Consider the following 20,192-nt stretch of genomic DNA (forward strand, 5'->3'; position numbering starts at 1 on the left):
CCCGAGAAGCTAAGGATTGTGCATGAACGCGCAGCCGACCCTTGCGAAGGCAGGCGGAAACCCCGTAGAACCAGGGAATCCGCAATCCTCCGACGGTCTTCAGGCCGGTCTGAAAAACCGCCATTTGTCCATGATTGCCATTGGCGGTGTCATCGGCGCCGGCCTCTTCGTGGGGTCGAGTGGCGGCATCGCGGCCGCCGGTCCGGCGATTCTGCTGTCGTACACACTCGTCGGCGCCCTCGTCGTCTTCGTGATGCGGATGCTCGGCGAAATGGCCGCCGCCAACCCGACGTCGGGTTCCTTCTCGGCGTACGCGGACCGTGCGCTGGGGCGCTGGGCCGGGTTCTCCATCGGGTGGCTCTACTGGTTCTTCTGGGTGGTCGTGCTCGCGGTCGAGGCGACCGCCGGCGCGAAGATCCTTGAGGGGTGGATACCGGCCGTACCGCAGTGGGGCTGGGCGCTGATCGTGATGGTCGTCCTGACCGCCACGAATCTGGTGTCCGTCTCGTCGTACGGCGAGTTCGAGTTCTGGTTCGCCGGGATCAAGGTCGTCGCTATCGGCGGGTTTGTGGTCATTGGTCTGCTGGCCGTCTTCGGGCTGCTGCCGGGCTCCGACAACCCCGGTACGGGATTCGCACATCTGACGGACAGTGGCGGATTCTTCCCGCACGGCCCCGGCGCGATCCTGACCGGTGTGCTGATGGTCGTCTTCTCGTTCATGGGCAGCGAGATCGTCACGCTGGCGGCCGGCGAGTCGTCGGACCCGCAGCGGGCCGTCACCAAGGCCACGAACAGCGTGATCTGGCGTATCGGCGTCTTCTACCTCGGCTCGATCTTCGTGGTGCTGACGCTGCTGCCGTGGAACGACAAGTCGATCCTCAAGGACGGGTCGTACGTGGCTGCTCTGAATTCCATCGGGATTCCGCACGCCGGGCAGATCATGAACGTCATCGTGCTGACGGCTGTGCTGTCGTGCCTGAACTCCGGGCTGTACACGGCCTCGCGGATGGCGTTCTCGCTCGGCCAGCGCGGTGACGCGCCGAAGGCGTTCGCCCGTACGAACAAGCAGGGCGTACCGACGGCAGCGATCCTGTCGTCCGTCGCCTTCGGGTTCGTCGCCGTCTTCTTCAACTACAAGTGGCCCGACACGGTGTTCGCGTTCCTGCTGAACTCCTCGGGCGCTGTGGCGCTGTTCGTGTGGCTGGTCATCTGCTTCACGCAACTGCGGATGCGCGGGATCATCCTGCGCGAGGCGCCGGAGAAGCTCATCGTGAAGATGTGGCTCTTCCCGTACCTGACGTGGGCGACCGCCGCGATGATCACGTTCGTCATTGTGTACATGGCGTTCGACAACGCCGCGCGCGAGCAGGTGCTGCTGTCGCTGCTGGTGGCGGCCGTGGTCGTCGGCATCGCGTTCATTCGCGAGAAGCTGCGGCGCGGCCAGGACGCGTGAGTACGTAGGTAATAAGAGGAAGGGCCCGCACTTCGCGTACGAAGTGCGGGCCCTTTCGTTTGTCTGTACGGGCGACTCAGTCGCGGTCCCCCATCAGCTTCCATGCCGTCGGCAGCGCGCCCATCGCGAGGGCTGCCTTGAGCGCGTCGCCGAGGAGGAAGGGAACCAGGCCCGCGGCCACGGCCGCGCTCAGGGACATGCCGGTCGAGACGGCCAGGTACGGCACGCCGACCGCGTAGATGACCGCCGAGCCCAGCACCATCGTGCCCGCGGTGCGCAGCACCGAGCGGTCGCCGCCGCGGCGGGCCAGCGCGCCGACCACGGTGGCGGCCAGCAGCATGCCGAGTACGTAGCCGAAGGACGCGCCGCCCGCGCCCGAGGTGCCGCCCGCGAACCACGGCACGCCGGCCATGCCGACCACGGCGTACAGCGCGAGGGAGAGGAACCCGCGGCGGGCGCCGACGGCCGTGCCGACGAGCAGCGCCGCGAAGGTCTGGCCCGTGACGGGGACCGGGGAGCCCGGAACCGGGACGGCGATCTGGGCCGCGATGCCGGTGAGCGCCGCGCCGCCGAGCACCAGGGCCGCGTCGCGGGCGAAGGCCCGGGCGGCGGTGGTGGTGGTGGACGGCAGCAGGTCGGCGAGGACCGCTCCGGAGCGGGCGGGGGCGGCAGCAGTGCTCATCGGGACTCCGCGGAAGGAAATGGGCTCGGGCAGGAAAGGACTCCGTGACCGTAGCCCAAGGGTTAACGAGCGATCACCATCAGCCGCTGACAAAGGGGAGGTTGACGGTGTGGTGGGGTTTCGACAAAGGGCGGACGGTAATCCCGCGATCGCGTGATGCTCGTCACTGAGGTCGGGGGCGCGGAGGGCCGTTTTGCGAAGAACGGGCGGGCTCGGTGAGACTGTAGGTTCTTGCCAAATGATCTGCTGAACGTTTCCTAGAGCTGAGCCGCGAACCACATGCACCCCGCCAATGCCGAGCCCCTGGCCCATGGGCTCAAGCAGCGCCACCTGACCATGCTCGGCCTCGGCGGGGTGATCGGCGCCGGACTGTTCGTGGGCTCGGGTGCCGGGATCGCGGTCGCGGGCCCCGGCATCGTCGTCTCGTATCTGATCGCGGGCGCACTCGCGATGCTGGTCATGCGGATGCTCGGGGAGATGTCCGCGGCGATGCCCGCTTCCGGGTCGTTCTCGGTGCACGCCGAGCGCGCGCTGGGCCGTTGGGCCGGATTCAGCGTGGGGTGGCTGTACTGGTTCCTGCTGGTCGTGGTGCTGGCGGTGGAGGCCACGGCGGCGGCGCAGATCGCGAACGGCTGGGTGCCGGGGATCGCGCAGTGGGCGTGGGTGCTGATCTTCATGGTGGTGTTCACCTGCGCCAACCTCACGGCCGTGAAGAACTTCGGTGAGTTCGAGTTCTGGTTCGCCGGGCTCAAGGTCGGCGCGATTGTTTTGTTTCTTGGGCTCGGGGTGCTGGCCATTTTTGGAGTGCTGCCGGAGACCGGGCCCGTGGGGTTCAGCAATCTCACCGGTCAGGGCGGCTTCCTGCCGAATGCGTGGGAAGGCGTCGTGTCGGGTGTGCTGACGGTCGTCTTCGCCTTCGGCGGGCTGGAGGTCGTCACGATCGCCGCCGCCGAGACCGAGGACCCGGCCCGCAATGTGGCGCGCGCGGTGCGCGCCGCCGTGTGGCGGATTCTCTTCTTTTACGTGGGGTCGATGCTGGTCATCGTGACCGTCCTGCCCTGGACCGCGCAGCAGGCGGGGCTCAGCCCGTACGTCACCGTGCTTGACGCGATCGGCGTACCGTCCGCCGGGCAGATCATGAACGTTGTGGTGTTCGTCGCGCTGCTTTCCGCACTCAACGCCAATCTGTACGGGTCCTCGCGGATGGTGTTCTCGCTGGCGGAGCGCGGTGAGGCGCCGCAAGGGCTGCTCAAGGTGTCGGGCGGCGGGGACGGTGGGGGTGGTGCGGCCGGTGGGGTGCCGCGGCGGGCCGTGCTGGCCTCGGTCGCCTTCGGGTTCGTCTCCGTACTGCTGAATCTGATGTGGCCCGACACCGTCTTCCTTTACATGCTCAACGCGGTGGGCGCGGTGCTGTTGTTCGTGTGGGGGCTCATCGCCGCCTCGCAGCTGCGGCTGCGGCGACGCATCGAGCGCGAGGCTCCCGAGACGCTGACGCTGAAGATGTGGGGCTTCCCCTGGCTCACCTGGGTCACGCTGGCCACGCTCGGCGGCGTACTGCTGCTGATGCTCACCGATGACGCGGCGCGGCCGCAGGTGCTGTGGTCGGGGGCGGCTACCGGTGCGGTGCTGGTGGTGGCCGTGGTGAGAGAGTTGCGTGCGCGGCGTGTGTAATCGTTCACGAAGTGTGAGCATGGTGTCCGTATAGCGGGCAACTGTTCCCAGTGAGCGGTGCCCGTACCCAGACTGTGGCGTCTGTTCCCCCGTCTCAGCTACCGAACAGGGCACACCCATGTCTCGGACTTCCGCGTCGGCGCCCGTCGAAGATGTCGGCACTGCCGACATCAGCAACAAGGTCGACTCGCCGCTCACGCACGGACTCAAGCAACGCCATCTGTCGATGATCGCCCTCGGTGGCGTCATCGGCGCCGGGCTCTTCGTCGGATCGGGTGCGGGCATCGCCGCCGCCGGTCCTTCGATCATCGTCGCGTATGCGATATCCGGGCTGCTGGTCATGCTCGTGATGCGCATGCTCGGCGAGATGTCGGCCGCCAATCCGGCCTCCGGTTCCTTCTCCGTGCACGCCGAGCGCGCCATCGGCCCGTGGGCGGGCTTCACGGCGGGCTGGGCGTTCTGGTTCCTGCTCTGTGTGGCTGTCGGCCTCGAAGGCATCGGCGCCGCGAAGATCATGGTGGGGTGGTTCCCGGATTCGCCCGAGTGGGCCTGGGTCGCCCTCTTCATGCTGGTGTTCTGCTGCACGAACCTGGCGGCCGTAAAGAACTTCGGTGAGTTCGAGTTCTGGTTCGCCGCGCTCAAGGTCGGCGCGATTGTCGTCTTTCTCGGCATCGGCGTCCTCGCGATCGTCGGCATCCTGCCGGGCTCGGACAATCCCGCACCGGGAACCGGGAACCTCACGGGCATCGGTGGCTTCATGCCGAACGGCTCCGAGGGGCTGATCGTCGGGCTGCTGGCGTCCGTTTTCGCGTACGGCGGTCTGGAGACGGTCACCATCGCGGCGGCCGAGTCCGAGCGGCCGGTGCAGGGTGTCGCGAAGGCTGTGCGTACGGCGATGTGGCGCATCGCGATCTTCTACATCGGCTCGATGGCGGTCATCGTCACGCTGGTGCCGTGGAACGACAAGGCGGTCGCCGAGAAGGGGCCGTACGTCGCGACCCTGGACCACCTGGGGATCCCCGCCGCCGGTCAGATCATGAATGTGGTGGTGCTGATCGCCCTGCTCTCGGCGATGAACGCCAACATCTACGGCGCCTCGCGCATGGCGTGCTCGCTGGTCTCGCGCCGTCAGGGCCCGAAGGCGCTCGGCGCTGTCCACGGTGGTGTGCCGCGCACCGCCGTGCTGGTTTCGTCTGTGTTCGGTTTTGTCTGTGTGCTGCTGAGCTACTGGCGGCCCAACGACATCTTCGTGTGGCTGCTCAACACGATCGGCGCGCTGATCCTGGTGGTGTGGTTCTTCATCGCCGTTTCGCAGCTGGTGCTGCGCCGTCGCACCGAGCGCGAGGCGCCGGAGACGCTGGTCGTGAAGATGTGGGCGTACCCGGTGCTGACGTGGGTGGCGCTCGCGGGCATGGCAGCGGTCTTCGTTCTGATGGCCCGTGAGGAGGGCACGCGGGTTCAGCTGTACTGGAGTGGTGGGCTGACGGGGTTGCTGGCGGTTGTTGGGTTCGTGCTGCAGATGGTGCGGACGCCGGCTGCGGTGGCGGTGGCGGTGGCGGTGGCTGAGCCTGTGGCGGTGGCCGCCGCTGATGCTGCGCCGGTGGTCGTCACGAAGGCTGTGCCGGAGGCCGAGGCGGAAGGTGACGCCGACGCCGAGGCGGTTACCGAGCCTGCGCCGGTGGTCGTTACCGATGCCCTTACGACGGCCATCGCGGAGGCCGTCACCGCAGCGGTGACGAAGGCCGTGGCTGACGCCGTCACGAAGGCCGTTACCGAGGCCGTTGCCAAGCCTGCTGCGGAAGCGGCGACGAATGCTGTCGCCAAGGCTGCGGCGGATGCGGTCGCGGAAGCGGTCGCGAGCAGCAGCAGCAAGGAAGACTGAGCGATCTGTCACAGTGCGTTGGACCCCCTGGCCCCTTGGCCGGGGGGTTCTGCGCGTACTGACGGTTTTTTCCCCTGCCCGCCCCTTCCCGAACTGGGGCAAGCCCCAGGCCCCAGACAGCACAGACGCCCTGCGGGCGTGTCCTCAAACGCCGGACGGGCTGGATTTTGCTGAGCTGGAGTCCCAGAGCGCGCCACTTTCGCGGAGCGCGGCAGCCTCGAGCTGGCGAAGCCCCTGACTCGGACGAGCCCCCGGCAACTCCAACCCCTCCGGGGACCGGCTGCCCTCAGCCTCTCCGGCGTTTGAGGAGCGGGGTCTGGGGCAGCGCCCCAGTTCGGGAAGGGGCGGGGTGGGGAAAGGCCCCGCAGGGTCACTGGGGCAGGCGGGTTAGGGCGTGGGTGGCCACGGGGGGCGGTAGCCAGCCTCGGTGGGTCAGTTCGGTGATCAGGCGGGCGTACGGGGCCGCGAACGCCGCCGTGCGGTCCGGGCGGGGGTGCACGGTCTCGCGGATGCGGACCATGGCTTCCGCCGTGTCGGCCAGGCTGGGGCCCGCCCCCTCCCCCGCCCCGTGCGCCGCCAGGATCGCCATGCCCAGTGCTGGTTCCGTCTGTTCGGGGATTCGGGCCGGGCGGCCCAGGATGTCCGCGCGCAGGCGGTTCCAGTACGCGCTGCGGGCCGCGCCGCCGGTGAAGGTGAGGGGGCCCTCGACCGGCGCGCCCAGGTAGTGGAGGTAGTCCAGGCACAGGCGTTCCGCGTAGCCGATGCCCTGGAGCATCGCCGCCCACCGGTCACCCTCCGACGTACCGCCGTTGAGCAGGAAAGCCGTGGCGTCCGGGGCGCGGAACGGGAAGCGCTCGCCGCGGGAGGTCAGGGGGTAGGCGAGGGCCACCGACGGCTCGTGGTGGGCGGCCAGGCGGTCCAGGCGGGCCGGGTCCGCGCCGGGGAAGGCGGCGGTCAGTGCGCCCGCGCCCACGCTCGACGCGCCGCCGGGGAGCCAGTTGCCGTCCGGGGAGCGGTGGTTGTAGACGATGCCTGTGCTGTCGCGGACGGGGACGGTCGAGACGCCCTTGAGGACCAGCGTGGTGCCGAGTACGGAGTTCCAGGAGCCGGGGCGTAAGGCGCCCGAGGCGATCTGCGCGGCGCAGCCGTCCGTCATGCCGGCGATGACCAGGGTCCCGGCGGGGATGCCGGTCTCGGCCGATGCCGCTTCGGTGACCTTGCCCAGGCAGGTTCCGGGGCGTACGACTTCCGGGAAGAGGGCGACGGGCAGGCCGAGTTGGGCCAGAGCTTCCTCGGGCCAGGTGTCGCGTTCCAGGTCGTAGCCGGTCTTCAGGGCGTGGCTGGAGTCGGTGGCGACCGGGCCGCCGGTGAGCCGGGCCGTCACCGTGTCGGCCTGGTGGGACAGCCTTACGGTCGTTCCGTTACGCCGCCGGGCCAGCCAGAGCGCCTTCGGCAGGCCCCAGCTCGGCGGTACGCCCGCCTCGTCGGCCTCGGGTGCGGCGCGCCCGTCGTCGTACATCAGGCCGGGGGTGAGCGGGTCGCCGTACGCGTGGGTGAGCAGGACCGTGCCCGAGGTCGAGCACACCGCGAGCGCGCGGAGTCTGCGTGCCTGTACGCCCGTGAGCGCGCCCCGGGTCGCGGCGCGGACGGCGGACCACCAGTCGGCGGGGTCCTGCTCGTGGCGAACGCCGGTGCGCCGGCCGGTCAGCGGCGCCGAGCCACTGCCCAGCACGTGTCCGCGGGTGGTCGCGACCACCGCCCGGACGCTCTGCGTACCGAGGTCGATGCCCAGCCATGCCGTGTCGTCGTCCCAGTCTCCGGACTTGTCGGATCGCACACGATCCTCCCGCGCATATCGGCGCCGTCTGTGAAGTTCTCACTGTGCACCGAGTTTTTCCGTTGCGCGAGGGATTGACGCCCAACTTCCGCTGTTCCAAGCTCTGTTAACCAGTCGACTGCACGTGTTAGCGGAGGTCGGGATGGACATGCGCGTACATGACCGGCGGCGGTTCCTCGCCCTCACGGCGGCTGCTTCCGCCACCCCGCTGCTGAGCGCCTGCGGCGCCGGCTTCGGCGGTGATGAGAGCAAAGACGGTGGTGGGTCCGCCGCCGACGACGTCACCGGGGCCTTCGACTGGAAGAAGGCCAAGGGGAAGACAGTCAAAGCGCTGCTCAACAAGCATCCGTACACCGACGCGCTGATCGCCGATCTCAAGTCCTTCACCGAGAAGACCGGCATCAAAGTCGAGTACGACGTCTTTCCCGAGGACAACTACTTCGACAAGCTCACCGTCGATCTGTCCAGCGGGCGTGCGTCCTACGACATCTTCATGCTCGGTGCCTACATGGTCTGGCAGTACGGGCCGCCCGGGTGGCTGGAGGACCTGGGGCCGTGGATGAGCAACTCCTCGGCGACCGGTGGGGAGTGGGACCAAGGGGACTTCTTCCCCAATCTGCTCCAGGCCGATCAGTGGTCGCTCAAGGCCGGTGCGCCGCTCGGGCAGGGCGGGCAGTACGCGCTGCCCTGGGGGTGGGAAACGAACGTCGTCGCGTACAACACCGAGGTCTTCAAGAAGCTGGGGCTCAAACCCGCCGAGACCTTCGACGAGCTGCGCGAGATATCCGGCGCCATCAAGCGCAAGGCGCCGGGTGCGGGCTTCGACGGGATGTACGGCGTCGCGGTGCGCGGGTCGCGGAGCTGGGCGACGATCCATCCGGGCTTCATGACGATGTACTCGCGGTACGGGCTCAAGGACTTCACGGTTGAGGGTGGGAAGGTCAAGCCCGCCATGAACACCCCCGAAGCCGTCGCCTTCACCCAGGACTGGGCCGAGATGGTGAGGAAGGGCGGGCCGCCGTCCTGGACCTCGTACACCTGGTACCAGTGCTCCAGCGACCTCGGCGCGAAGAAGGCCGGGATGCTCTTCGACGCCGATACGGCGGCGTACTTCCAGGCGGTGAAGGGCGCGTCGCCCGCCTCCGGGAAGATCGCCTTCCATCCGGGGCCGAAGGGGCCGGACGGGTCGCTCGCCACGAACATGTGGATCTGGTCGCTCGGCATGAACGCCAAGAGCAAGAACAAGCACGCGGCGTGGCTGTTCCTGCAGTGGGCGACCGGCAAGGAGCATCTGCGCAAGGCGGCGATCGAGCACAACCACATCGACCCGGTCAGGAAGTCCGTCAGCCAGGACGCGGCGTACAAGGACAAGATGAAGGGGCTGGAAGGCTTCATCGAGACCTTCGAGACGGTCGTCGACCAGACGAAGATCCAGTTCACGCCGCAGGAGCAGTTCTTCGACGCGACGACGAGCTGGGCGGCGTCGCTCCAGGAGATCTACGGCGGCAAGAACGCCAAGTCGGTGCTGAACGGGCTGGCGAGCGACCTGGCTTCGAAGGTCGGGTGACGGCTCGATGTCGTCGTCCCTCACCGAGACCGGCCACGGGGCGGCCTCACGCGAGGGAGGTGGGCCGTCGGCGCGCGTCGTACCGCGCTGGCGGCGTGGGCTGCGGCCGTATCTGCTGATCGTGCCGGCCCTGCTGCTCACGGGCGGGATCCTCTACCCCTTCGGGCTCGGGCTGTACTACACGCTCTTCGACTTCGCGGCGAGCAAGCCGCAGCCGGACATGGTCGGGCTGGAGAACTACCGGCGGATCTTCAGCGAGTCGTCCTTCTGGGACTCGGCGTGGGTCACGGTGCTGTACGCGGTGGGGGCCGCGGCCGTCGAGACCGTGCTGGGGGTGGGGGTGGCCCTGCTGCTGCACCGCTCCACGCTCGTCGGGCGCGTACTGGAGAAGATCCTCATCCTGCCGCTGATGATCGCGCCCGTGATCGCCGCGATCATGTGGAAGCTGATGCTCCAGCCGAGTGTTGGGGTCATCAACCATCTGTTGAAGCCGCTGGGGATGGGGGGCGTTCAGTGGACCGACACCCCCAGCGGCGCGCTGCTGTCGTCGATCGCGGTGGACGTGTGGGTCTACACGCCGTTCGTGGCGATCCTGGCGCTGGCGGGGCTGCGGTCGCTGCCCGCGTCGCCGTTCGAGGCGGCGGCGGTGGACGGGGCGGGGTGGTGGTTCACGTTCCGGAAGCTGACGCTTCCGATGCTGTGGCCGTACGTCCTGGTGGCGGTGATCTTCCGGTTCATGGACTCGCTGAAGGTCTTCGACATCATCTACGCCCTGACCGAGGGCGGGCCCGGTGACTCGACCGTGGTGCTCCAGATCCGGGCATACCTGGAGGCCATCCGCTTCCAGCGGTACTCGTTCGGGATCAGCTACATGATCGTGCTGTGGGCGGTGGTGTACCTGGTGACGATGGTGCTGGTGCGCTATCTCGGCAAGATCCAGAACCGGGCCGCGGAGGTGCCCAAGTGAAGCGCAAGCTGCTCGCTGTCGCCGCTGACGGGGCGCTGATTCTGTACTTCGTCTTCGCGCTCTTCCCGATCGCCTGGATGATCATTCTGTCTCTGAAGCCGGCGAACGAGCTGTTCAGTACGTACTTCGCCTTCTCGCCCACCTTCGACTCGTACAAGACGGTGCTCGGGGCCGGGACCGACGAGGGCGTGCCGTTCCTGCGGTTCTTCGTCAACAGTCTGGTGGTGTCGCTGGGGGCGGTGGGGCTGTCGCTGGTGATCGGGCTGCCTGCCGCCTACGCGGCGGCGCGCTGGCGGTTCCGGGGCTCGGAGAACCTGATGTTCACCCTGCTGTCCTTCCGCTTCGCGCCCGAACTCACCGTGATCATCCCGCTGTTCGTGCTCTACCAGCAGCTCGGGCTCTTCGACAGTTACGTCGGCATGATCTGGGTGCTCCAGCTCGTCACGCTGCCGCTGATCGTCTGGATCATGCACTCGTACTTCTCCGACCTCTCGCCGGAGCTGGAGCAGGCCGCGCTGCTCGACGGCTACACGAGGAAACAGGCCTTCTTCAAGGTCGCGCTGCCGCTGGTCAAGCCGGGCATCGCCGCCGTCTCGCTGCTCGCCTTCATCTTCGCCTGGAACAACTTCGTCTTCCCGCTGATCCTGACGTCGTCCGAAGCCCAGACGGTCACGGTCGGCGCCCTGTCCTTCCTCGGCGGCGACCGCCCCAAGTACAACCTGACGGCTGCGGCGGCGCTGGTGTCGGTGATCCCGCCGCTGCTCCTCGCGCTCACCATCCAGCGCTATCTGGTGCGCGGACTCTCCTTCGGGGCGGTGAAGTCCTGATGCCGGCTGCTCCGACCGCTCCGAGCGCTGCCATCTCGCTGCGCGGGATTCACAAGGCGTACGGCAAGAACATCGCGCTCGACGGGCTCGATCTCGACGTCCGGGAAGGGGAGTTCTTCTGCCTGCTCGGGCCGTCCGGCGCGGGCAAGACCACGACGCTCAAGACCGTCGCGGGGCTGGAGGAGCCCCAGTCGGGGACGGTCTCGCTCGACGGCACCGACATGACGGGCGTCGAGCCGTACGACCGGGGCGTGGCGATGTGCTTCGAGTCGTACGCCCTCTACCCGCACCGCAGCGCGTACGACAACCTCGCCTCCCCACTCCGCTCGCCCCGCTACAAGCTGCCTGCCGCCGAGGCGCGCGAGCGCATCGGCGCGATTGCCGACCTCCTCGGCATCGGGGCGCTCCTGGACCGCCCCGTGGGCCGGCTGTCCAACGGGCAGCGGCAGCGCGTCGCGCTCGGCCGTGTCCTGGTGCGCCCCGCCCGCGCGTTCCTGCTCGACGAGCCGCTGTCCCACCTGGACGCCAAGCTCCGCCAGGCGATGCGCGCCGAGCTGAAGGCGATCGGCGCGGTCCAGCGCACCACGACCCTGTACGTCACGCACGACTCGGTGGAGGCACTGGCGCTGGGCGACCGTATCGGGGTGATCAGGGAGGGCCGGATCGTCCAGACGGGCACCCGCGAGGAGATCTGGCACCAGCCGTACGACACCTTCGTCGCCCGCTCCTTCGGCAGGCCGCGCATCAATCTGCTGCCGGGAACCGTCACGGGCCACGGCACTTTCGTGTCCGTGGACCGCTTCTTCGACATTCCCCTGGCTTCACTGCGGGTACGAGCCCCCGCGCCCGGCGCCGCCGTGCAGATCGGGGTCAGGCCGCGGGACCTGTCGCTGGGCTCCTCCGCCCTCGGAGCGGGCAGCATCGAGCTCACGGGCACCGTCTACATCACCGAAGTCCTCGGGCGCGCCACCGAGGTCACCGTACGGCTCGGCGGGCAGCACCTCGCGCTGGTCGTGCCGCGCGCGGACGCCGCCGGGCTGCGGCCCGACGCGCCGGTGAGGCTGAGCGTACGGCCGGAGAGCCTGCTGCTGTTCGAAGCCGACGGGCCGGACCTGCCGGGACGGAGGATCGGCGCATGAGCGGCGGCGACCAGCGCGAACGCGGCCCCGCGCCCCGCCAGGCGGCCATCGCCGAGCGGGTGCTCGCGGCGGGCTCGGCGACCGCCGCCGAACTGGCCGAGCGCTTCGACGTCAGCCTCATGACCATCCACCGGGACCTCGACGAGCTCGAACGCCAGGGGCTGGTGCGGAAGTTCCGGGGCGGGGTCACCGCCCAGCCGTCCGGCGTCTTCGAATCGAACGTCGCGTACCGGCTGAAGACGATGCACGCGGAGAAGGCCGCCGTCGCCGAGCACGCGCTGAAGCTCATCGAGCCCGGCATGGCGGTGATGCTCGACGACTCGACCTCCACCCTGGAGATCGCGCGCCGGCTCGGTTCGAGCTCTATCACTCCGCTGACCGTGGTCACCAACTTCCTCGAAGCGCTGACGCTGCTGTCGAGCGAGCGCGGCATCCACCTGATGGCGCTCGGCGGCGACTACGATCCCCTCCACTCGTCCTTCCTGGGCGTCTCCTGCATGGAAGCCGTCCAGCTCCTCCAGGTCGACATCTGCTTCACGTCGACGTCCGCCGTCTCCGGCGGCTTCGCCTACCACCAGGAGCAGCACATCGTCTCCGTCAAGCGGGCCATGCTCGACTCCGCCGCGAAGAACGTGCTGCTGCTCGACCACTCCAAGCTCGGCCGCGTCGCCCTCCACCGGCTCGCCCCGCTGTCCCGTTTCGACCTGGTACTGGTCGACGACGGGGCGTCGGCGGAGCTGCTGCGCGACCTCGACGAGCACAAGGTCCCGTACGAGGTGTGCGCCACGGCGAGGGGAGTACCGGACGATGACTGAACTGGCGCTGCGCGAGCTGCGCAAGACGTACGCGTCGCGGGGCCGCCCCCCGGTGGAGGCGGTGCGCGGCATCGACCTGGAGCTGCGTTCCGGTGAGCTGCTGGGCCTGCTCGGCCCTTCCGGCTGCGGAAAGTCCACCACCCTGCGGATGATCGCCGGCCTGGAGGCGGTGACCGGCGGCGACATTCTCGTCGGCGGGGACTCGGTGGTGAAGGTCCCCGCCCAGCAGCGCAATATCGGCGTCGCCTTCGAGAACTACGCGCTCTATCCGCCGCTCACCGTCGCCGACAACCTCGGGTTCGGGCTCGCGGCGCGGGGCAGGCCGCGCGGGGAAGTGGCTTCGCGCGTACGGGACATGGCGGAGCGGATCGGTCTGACGCAGCTGCTCGACGCGCGGCCGGGCGGGCTCTCCAGCGGCCAGAAACAGCGGGTCGCGCTGGCGCGGGCGCTGATCCGCGAGCCGGACGTACTGCTGCTCGACGAGCCGCTCTCGCACCTGGACGCGGCGCAGCGCGACACGACCCGGCGCGAACTCAAGCGCATCCAGCAGGACTTGGGGCACACCACCATCCTGGTGACGCACGACCAGGAGGAGGCGCTGTCGCTCGCCGACCGGATCGCCGTGATGAAGGACGGCGTCATCCAGCAGCTCGGCACGCCGTACGAGATCTACGACAGCCCGGCGAATCTCTTCGTGGCCGACTTCGTCGGGGAGCCCGCCATCAACCTCCTGCCGGGGGTCGTCGAAGCCGACGGCCGGGTGCGGCTCTCGGACAGCGTGCGGCTGGCTGTTCCGGTGCGGCTGGGGGCGGAGCTGGGGGTCGGGCGCGAGGTGGTGCTGGGGATCAGGCCGGAGGATCTGCGGCTGGCCGGAGATGCGGGTGTACGGGCGCGAGTGAGCGCACACGAGCCACTCCTCGAAGCCGGTATCGCCACGCTCGCGCTCGACGGAGTGGCCAAGCCCCTCGTCGTACAAACCGGACCCGAGGTGCGCCTCGACCGGGACGAAACCGTGCGGGTGACCGCGGACCCGCAGCTCACGCATGTATTCGACGCCGAGACAGGGGAGGCTCTGCGATGAAAATCCTGGCAGCCGGTGACCACTTCGTCCTCAACTCACTGATCGGTGAGGCGGTGGAGGCCGCCGTCACCGCGTCCCCGTTCGAACTGACCGAACTCACCCTTCCCTGGCCGCTCGAATCCTTCGGGAAGGTCGCCGAGGTCGACGAGGCGAGTGACTGCGAGGACGAGCTGATCGAGGCGCTGCGGGACGTCGAGGTGTGCGTGACGCAGATGGCGCCGTTCACGGAGCGCGTGCTGGAGGCCTCCCCCGCGCTGCGGCTCATCGTGGTCTGCCGCGGCGGCCCGGTCAACGTCAACGTGGAGGCGGCGCGGGCGCGCGGCGTGCAGGTGTGCTTCGCGCCGGGCCGCAATGCGGCGGCCACCGCCGAGTTCACGGTCGGAATGATGCTGGCCGCGATGCGCCGCATCCCGGAGACCCACGACTCGCTGGCGCGGCGGGGCGTGTGGGACGGCTCGTACTACACGTACGAACGATGCGGGCCCGAGCTGGAGGACACGCCGGTCGGGCTGATCGGCTACGGCGCGGTCGGCAGCCGGGTCGCGCGGGTGCTGTGCGCGTTCGGTGCGGAGGTGGAGGTGTACGACCCGTACGTGCGCGGTGATGTGCACGGCGTACGGGTCGCGTCGCTGGACGCGCTGCTGTCCCGGTCGCGGGTTGTCACTCTGCACGCGCGGCTCACCGACGAGACCCGCGGCCTGATCGGCGCCCGCGAGCTGGGGCTGCTGCCGCGCGGGTCCGTGCTGGTCAATGTGGCGCGGGGGCCGCTCGTCGAAACGGACGCGCTGTGCGACGCGCTGGAGAGCGGACAGCTCGCGGCGGCCGCCCTCGACACGTACGAGCAGGAGCCGCTGCCGGCGGGGGCGCGGCTGCGGGGCGTACCCGGTGTCGTGATGACGCCGCATCTGGGAGGGGCGAGCCGCCAGGTGGCCGAGAAGGCGGCGCGGATCGCGGCGGCCGAGGTGGCGCGGTACGCGGCCGGAACACCACTGGCGCACAGCCTGACCTGAGGAGCTTTGAGGAATGTTGTACGTCGGTATCGATGTGGGCACGTCCATGGTGAAGGCGGCGGCCTTCGACGCGTCCGGGCGGGAGGTCGCGGTCGAGTCCCGGCCGGTCGGGCTCGACATCCGTGACGGCTGCGTCGAGCAGGACATGGACGAGCTGTACGCGGCGGTCGTGGACGTACTGACGACGCTGACGTCGGGGCTGGACGGCCCTGTTTCGCTGGCCGGGCTCACGGGGCAGGGCGACGGGGTGTGGCTGGTGGACGCGGAGGGGCGCCCGGTGCGGCCGGCGATCTCCTGGATGGACGGCCGGGCGCACGAACTCCTCGGCGAGTGGATGGCGTCGGACGTCTTCACCTCCGTGTTCCGGCGTACGGGCAGCGCGATGTTCCCGGGGTGTCCGGGGCCGGTGCTGGCGTGGCTGGACCGGCACGAGCCGAAGGTGCTGGACGCGGCCGCCACCGCCCTGTACTGCAAGGACATGGTCTTCCAGCGCCTGACGGGGGGCCGGGCGACGGACGTCTCGGACGCGTCCATGCCCTTCCTGGATCCGCGGACACGGACGTACGACGACGGGGCCTTGGCTCTGCTGGGCCTCGGCCACCGGCGCGGTCTGCTCGCCCCGGTCAGTGACCCGGTCGCGGTCGGCGATGCGTCTGGTCCGGGCCTGCCGGCCGGTACGCGGATGGCCAACGGCCCGTACGACCTGCCCGCGTGCGCGCTCGGCGCGGGGGTGACGCGGCCGGGGGACGGGCTGCTCATCATCGGCACGTGCCTGGCGTCGCTGGTCGCGACGGACGTCCTCGACCTGGAGGCGGGCGAGCCGGCCGGGCTCTACATCTCCACCGACCGCCGGGGGCAGTGGCTGCGCGCCATGCCGGCCATGGTGGGCACGGCGGCGCTGGACTGGGTGCTGAACATGACGGGCGTACGGCACGAGGAAGTCGACGCGCTCCTGGACGCGACGCCGCCGGGGGCGAACGGGGTGCAGGTGCTGCCCTACTTCGCGCCGTCGGGCGAGCGCGCCCCGTTCGTGGATCCGCGGCTGCGGGCGGAGCTGACGGGTGTGTCCCTGGAGACGACGAAGGGCGACCTCGTACGGGCGACCTGCGAGGGCATCGCCTTTGCCGCCCGGCACTGCCTGGAGGCGGCGGGCCTCACCGGCACCCTGGCGGTGTGCGGGGGCGGGACGCGCTCCCCGGCCTGGCTGCGGCTGTTCGCCGACGTACTGGGCCGCCCGTTGCGCGTGGTCGAGGGCGAGGTGGGTGCGCGGGGCGCGGTGCTGGCGGCGGCGGAACGGTACGGGGTGGAGCTGGACGTGGCGTCGTGGACGCGCCCGACGGTGGTGGCCGAACCGGACGCGGGCCGGGCGGAGCGCTACACGCTGGGTTACGCGAAGCACCTGGAGCACTTGGCGGAGGCGCGAATCCGGGCACGGGGCCGTGCCGGCGCCCGGGGCTGAGCTTTTCGGGGGTTCCAGTGGCGTGCGCAGCGCTCCGGGGTCGGTGCCGCGCCGGGGCGTCTCCTCGGGCGTCGAACGTTCGGGTGCTGGTGTTCCTCCGGGCCGGTTGCGTTCAACGCCCTGCGGGGAGCGCCCCGACACGTCCCCTCCCGGCACCGCGACTCGTGAGGCGGGGCGGGTGGCGTCCCGCCAGGTGAAGCCCGCGTGGCCTCCGGTCGGCCACTGCGTGAAAGGGGGCGCACTCAGCTCCGCACGGACACAGGGCGGCCTATCGTGCAGTCGCCGCCCCCATATCCCCGCCATATCCCCGCCATATCCCCGCCTACCAGGGAGACTTCCATGCCCGCACAGCAGCCGAGACGCCGTTCCATACTTCTCGCCGTCGGAGCAGCCGCATCCGCCGTCACCGTCCTGCCCGGCGCGAGCTCGGCAGCTGCGGACGAACCACACCGCCGGCCCAGGGGTCCCGTCGTCATCGGCCATCGCGGCGCGGCCGGCTGGCGCCCCGAGCACACCGCCGCGTCGTACACCCACGCCGTGCAGACCGGCGCCGACTGGATCGAGCCCGATCTCGTACCGACCAAGGACCACGTCCTCGTCGTACGGCACGAGAACGAGATCTCCGGTACGACGGACGTGGCGAAACACCCGGAATTCGCGTCGCGGCGTACGACGAAGACCGTGGACGGCCGGTCCGTGACCGGGTGGTTCACGGAGGACTTCACGCTCGCCGAGCTGAAGACTCTGCGAGCCGTCGAGCGGCTGCCGCTGGTCAGGAACAGGAACACCGTCTTCGACGGCCGGCTCGAAGTCATGACGTTCCAGGAAGTCGTGGACCTGGCAAGGGAGTTGTCCAAGCGGCACGGGCGGACGATCGCCGTGTTCCCGGAGACGAAGCACCCCACCTACTTCCGCTCGATCGGCCTGCCCCTCGAACCGGAGCTCATCCGCGTCATCCGGCGCAACCGGCTCGGCGCCCACGAGTGCGTCGTGCAGTCCTTCGAACCGTCGAGCCTGACCCGGATCGCGGAGGCTCGGCTGCGCCTGCCGCTGTGGCAGGCGCTGGGGACCACGGGCGGGCCGTACGGCCACCCGGCGACGTACAAGGAAATGATGACGCCGGACGGTCTGCGTCAGATCGCGGAGTACGCCGACTGGATCGGCCCGGACAAGTCCTCGGTCGTCGCGCCCTCACCGCTGCTCGCAGACGCGCACGCGGCGGGGCTGAAGGTCGGGGCGTACACCTTCCGCTGCGAGAACCAGTTCCTGCCCGTCCAGTTCCGGCGCGGCACCGCGCCCAACGACTTCGGTGACGCCTTCGCGGAGTACGCCCTGCACTACGGGCTCGGCGTGGACGCGGTCGTGACCGACTTCCCGGACCTCGCGGTCGTCGCGAGGGATGCGGCCCTGGCGGCGGCCACGGAGTCCTAGGACCAACGGACGACCGGGTGCTGATCAACTCCGAGCCTTCCTGCTGCTAACCTGCACTTGCATATCAGTCGCAATAAGCAGTCGGAGGGCTCGGATCCATGGCCGTTTACACACTTCCTGAACTTCCGTACGACTACGCGGCGCTCGAACCTGTCATCAACCCGCAGATCATCGAGCTGCACCACGACAAGCACCACGCGGCCTACGTGAAGGGCGCGAACGACACCCTTGAGCAGCTCGAAGAGGCGCGCGACAAGGAGTCATGGGGAGCCATCAACGGGCTGGAGAAGAACCTCGCGTTTCACCTCTCCGGCCACATCCTCCACTCCATTTACTGGCACAACATGTCGGGCGACGGCGGCGGTGAGCCGCTGGAGAAGGACGGACTCGGTGAGCTGGCGGACGCCCTCGCCGAGTCGTTCGGATCGTTCGACAAGTTCAAGGCCCAGCTGACCAAGGCCTCCGCGACGACCCAGGGTTCGGGCTGGGGTGTGCTCGCGTACGAGCCGGTCAGCGGGCGCCTGATCGTGGAGCAGGTCTACGACCACCAGGGCAATGTCGGGCAGGGGTCGGTCCCGATCCTGGTGTTCGACGCCTGGGAGCACGCCTTCTACCTTCAGTACAAGAACCAGAAGGTGGACTTCATCGAGGCGATGTGGAAGGTCGTCAACTGGCAGGACGTGTCGAAGCGTTACGCCGCGGCGAAGGCGCGCGCGAACAACCTGCTGCTCGCACCGTAGCCCACCATGGCGTCCTGCTCGTGATCGTCTTCTCAACCTTCACTTGCAGGCGGATAAAACGGCCGGCCCCCGCGAGGACCTGACTCGCGGGGGCGGGCTGTTTTCGCACACGGTGGCGTTCGGACGTTCAATTGCTCCCCTGTCGGGCCCGAGCATTCACGCCAAAACGTCGATGACTACCTCATATGCACTGCACGCGGCGGGCTGAGGGCTTCGCGTCCCGCGCCACCACCCGAGTAGGAACCCAGCGTCGGCCGACGAACCCTGACGGGCGGCGTTGGCGACCCTGGGGCGTTGGTCGCGTCTACCGATGGGGGCCCACGGGAAACTCCGGCGATTGGCTGCTGTGTCGCTGCCGCCCGACGGGTGAGTGGGTGGGGCGCACCACGCCTAGGGGGCAGCTCGGCCCCAGACTCAGCGGCTGCGGGAACGGCCGTTGGTGCAACACCCCCGTTCCCACGCACACGAGCACTCAGGTAGGCGGACGGCCGGCCAACTGGGTCGACCGGCGGCCTGTCCGGTGCGCGGGTGGGGCGCGACAGTTCAATGGGGCGACTCGGGACGGTGTGGCGTCCACCCCGACCGGGGGTCGGTTGGGCCACAAGCTCGTTGCTGGTGTGGGCGGGTGGTGAGGCACCGACTGCACTGTGGAGCCCAGAAACCGGATCGCGGAAGCCGCCCCGCGACTCGTGCGAGCCACAGTGCGGACCGAAACGCTCCCGTGGTGGCGGGGAGCGATACGGCTGAGACGGGTGGGGTTGGAGGGGTGTTGGGATTCATCAAGTGTGGGGTTAATCGCGTGCCAGCGGCCCGCAGCGGGGCATTGCAGCGAACGAAGCCCACAAGCGACGCAGGCCGGCCACCGTGTCGGCCCGCACCAGCCGCCTCAGCCTCACACCGGCACGACGCCGTCCCGCCGGGAGTCGTCTTCTGCGACTAACCCCGCACGTGACGCACGCCGAGACCTCCCACAGGGGCGAAAGCGGGGCGAAACGGGCGCCCCTATGTGTCATGTGCTGCGTTCGTCCCATCCCACACGGCTGCCCCACCCACCGGGCTCAGAGCGTGCACCGCCCCTATCGGCTCGGCCATGAATGTCGAGCCGCCCACCTGCTGACGTCCTCGCCCGCCCGGCCGGCCATCGACAGGACACCGACTCCCGGGTGCCCTTACACCCACTCACATCAGCAACCTGCTTGCGGTCCTGCCGATCACCGGTCGGGGTGGACGCCACACTCACCCGAGTCGCCCCATTCAATTCTCGCGCCCTACCCGCGCCGACAGGAGTCCGCACGTCGACCCGGTCGGCCGACCGGCCGCCCTCGTGGGTGCTCGTGTGCGTGGGAATGGGGATCCTGCACCAGCGGCCGTCGCCGCACTCGCTGAGACTGGGGCCGCGCCACCCCATAGACCTCATGCGCCCCACCCACTCACCCGACAGCCACCAAACCCACCCGCGCCACTCCCCCACCCCCCGTGCAGGGCGTTTTTCTTTGGGCCGTCCCCCTACAAGCGTTAGCGGTGGGCCGGGGCGGCGGGTCAAGGGTGGGCCGCAGGGTCCTCGCGCAGCGACGCGACGCAGGAGCGCCCTTGACGCGCCGCCCCGGCCCACCGACCCTCGGGCCCCCGGG

14 protein-coding genes and 1 pseudogene are annotated in these 20,192 nt (G+C 69.4%); 13 read left to right on the forward strand and 2 right to left on the reverse strand.

Going from position 1 to position 20,192, the window contains the following annotated elements:
• Positions 1-22 precede the first annotated feature (22 nt).
• Complete coding sequence (locus J7E96_RS10980; protein ID WP_215129993.1) at positions 23-1,453, forward strand: amino acid permease; 1,431 nt, start codon at positions 23-25, stop codon at positions 1,451-1,453.
• Between the two features lie 76 nt (positions 1,454-1,529).
• On the opposite strand, the gene J7E96_RS10985 is transcribed toward J7E96_RS10980, so the two are convergent.
• Positions 1,530-2,135, reverse strand: coding sequence for a biotin transporter BioY (locus J7E96_RS10985; protein ID WP_215129995.1), 606 nt, complete (start codon positions 2,133-2,135; stop codon positions 1,530-1,532).
• 279 nt (positions 2,136-2,414) lie between these two features.
• Here J7E96_RS10985 and J7E96_RS10990 point away from each other — a divergent pair, with 279 nt between their 5' ends.
• Entirely contained in the window at positions 2,415-3,806 is a 1,392-nt protein-coding gene (locus J7E96_RS10990) for an amino acid permease (protein WP_215129996.1), read from the forward strand.
• A gap of 118 nt (positions 3,807-3,924) precedes the next feature.
• Positions 3,925-5,349, forward strand: a pseudogene (locus J7E96_RS10995) (amino acid permease); the annotation flags it as partial.
• Between the two features lie 709 nt (positions 5,350-6,058).
• Here J7E96_RS10995 and J7E96_RS11000 read toward each other — a convergent pair.
• The gene (locus J7E96_RS11000; RefSeq protein ID WP_215130004.1) at positions 6,059-7,525 is read right to left on the reverse strand and encodes an FGGY-family carbohydrate kinase; all 1,467 of its coding nucleotides are present in this window, start codon (positions 7,523-7,525) and stop codon (positions 6,059-6,061) included.
• A 148-nt stretch (positions 7,526-7,673) separates the two neighbouring features.
• Between J7E96_RS11000 and J7E96_RS11005 the strand changes: the two genes are divergently transcribed.
• The 10 genes from J7E96_RS11005 to J7E96_RS11050 all read left to right on the forward strand — a co-directional run bounded on the left by J7E96_RS11005 (position 7,674) and on the right by J7E96_RS11050 (position 18,561).
• Positions 7,674-9,092, forward strand: a complete 1,419-nt coding sequence (locus J7E96_RS11005; protein WP_251069703.1) for a sugar ABC transporter substrate-binding protein — start codon at positions 7,674-7,676, stop codon at positions 9,090-9,092.
• 7 nt (positions 9,093-9,099) lie between these two features.
• A complete protein-coding gene (locus tag J7E96_RS11010) occupies positions 9,100-10,059 on the forward strand; it encodes a carbohydrate ABC transporter permease (protein WP_251069704.1) in 960 nt (319 codons plus the stop codon).
• Positions 10,056-10,886, forward strand: a complete 831-nt coding sequence (locus tag J7E96_RS11015) for a carbohydrate ABC transporter permease (protein ID WP_215130008.1) — start codon at positions 10,056-10,058, stop codon at positions 10,884-10,886. Before J7E96_RS11010 ends, J7E96_RS11015 begins: the two co-directional genes overlap by 4 nt.
• Positions 10,886-12,025 carry an ABC transporter ATP-binding protein gene (locus J7E96_RS11020; RefSeq protein ID WP_215130010.1) on the forward strand — a complete coding sequence of 380 codons (1,140 nt, stop codon included), beginning with the start codon at positions 10,886-10,888 and terminating at the stop codon, positions 12,023-12,025. The genes J7E96_RS11015 and J7E96_RS11020 overlap by 1 nt, the downstream gene beginning before the upstream one ends.
• Complete coding sequence (locus J7E96_RS11025; RefSeq protein WP_215130012.1) at positions 12,022-12,840, forward strand: DeoR/GlpR family DNA-binding transcription regulator; 819 nt, start codon at positions 12,022-12,024, stop codon at positions 12,838-12,840. Before J7E96_RS11020 ends, J7E96_RS11025 begins: the two co-directional genes overlap by 4 nt.
• Positions 12,833-13,921, forward strand: coding sequence for an ABC transporter ATP-binding protein (locus J7E96_RS11030; protein WP_215130013.1), 1,089 nt, complete (start codon positions 12,833-12,835; stop codon positions 13,919-13,921). Before J7E96_RS11025 ends, J7E96_RS11030 begins: the two co-directional genes overlap by 8 nt.
• Positions 13,918-14,931, forward strand: coding sequence for a 2-hydroxyacid dehydrogenase (locus J7E96_RS11035; RefSeq protein ID WP_215130015.1), 1,014 nt, complete (start codon positions 13,918-13,920; stop codon positions 14,929-14,931). Before J7E96_RS11030 ends, J7E96_RS11035 begins: the two co-directional genes overlap by 4 nt.
• 16 nt (positions 14,932-14,947) lie before the next feature.
• The gene (locus tag J7E96_RS11040; protein WP_215130047.1) at positions 14,948-16,390 is read left to right on the forward strand and encodes an FGGY-family carbohydrate kinase; all 1,443 of its coding nucleotides are present in this window, start codon (positions 14,948-14,950) and stop codon (positions 16,388-16,390) included.
• A 339-nt stretch (positions 16,391-16,729) separates the two neighbouring features.
• Positions 16,730-17,821: a glycerophosphodiester phosphodiesterase family protein gene (locus tag J7E96_RS11045; RefSeq protein WP_215130017.1), complete on the forward strand. Its 1,092-nt coding sequence runs from the start codon at positions 16,730-16,732 to the stop codon at positions 17,819-17,821.
• Between the two features lie 98 nt (positions 17,822-17,919).
• Positions 17,920-18,561 (forward strand): superoxide dismutase, encoded by a 642-nt coding sequence (locus J7E96_RS11050; RefSeq protein ID WP_215130019.1) that lies wholly within the window; start codon positions 17,920-17,922, stop codon positions 18,559-18,561.
• Positions 18,562-20,192 lie beyond the last annotated feature (1,631 nt).

Origin of the sequence: Streptomyces sp. ISL-96 (assembly GCF_018614035.1) — a bacterium.
Taxonomy (GTDB): Bacteria; Actinomycetota; Actinomycetes; order Streptomycetales; family Streptomycetaceae; genus Streptomyces.

What these genes read in the sequence shown, in the direction of transcription:
- J7E96_RS10985 (WP_215129995.1), bottom strand. Translation starts at nt 2,135, where the DNA reads ATGAGCACTGCTGCCGCCCCCGCCCGCTCCGGAGCGGTCCTCGCCGAC.
- J7E96_RS11005 (WP_251069703.1), top strand. Translation starts at nt 7,674, where the DNA reads ATGCGCGTACATGACCGGCGGCGGTTCCTCGCCCTCACGGCGGCTGCT.
- J7E96_RS11035 (WP_215130015.1), top strand. Translation starts at nt 13,918, where the DNA reads ATGAAAATCCTGGCAGCCGGTGACCACTTCGTCCTCAACTCACTGATC.
- J7E96_RS11045 (WP_215130017.1), top strand. Translation starts at nt 16,730, where the DNA reads ATGCCCGCACAGCAGCCGAGACGCCGTTCCATACTTCTCGCCGTCGGA.
- J7E96_RS10990 (WP_215129996.1), top strand. Translation starts at nt 2,415, where the DNA reads ATGCACCCCGCCAATGCCGAGCCCCTGGCCCATGGGCTCAAGCAGCGC.
- J7E96_RS11030 (WP_215130013.1), top strand. Translation starts at nt 12,833, where the DNA reads ATGACTGAACTGGCGCTGCGCGAGCTGCGCAAGACGTACGCGTCGCGG.
- J7E96_RS11025 (WP_215130012.1), top strand. Translation starts at nt 12,022, where the DNA reads ATGAGCGGCGGCGACCAGCGCGAACGCGGCCCCGCGCCCCGCCAGGCG.
- J7E96_RS11050 (WP_215130019.1), top strand. Translation starts at nt 17,920, where the DNA reads ATGGCCGTTTACACACTTCCTGAACTTCCGTACGACTACGCGGCGCTC.
- J7E96_RS11010 (WP_251069704.1), top strand. Translation starts at nt 9,100, where the DNA reads ATGTCGTCGTCCCTCACCGAGACCGGCCACGGGGCGGCCTCACGCGAG.
- J7E96_RS10980 (WP_215129993.1), top strand. Translation starts at nt 23, where the DNA reads ATGAACGCGCAGCCGACCCTTGCGAAGGCAGGCGGAAACCCCGTAGAA.
- J7E96_RS11020 (WP_215130010.1), top strand. Translation starts at nt 10,886, where the DNA reads ATGCCGGCTGCTCCGACCGCTCCGAGCGCTGCCATCTCGCTGCGCGGG.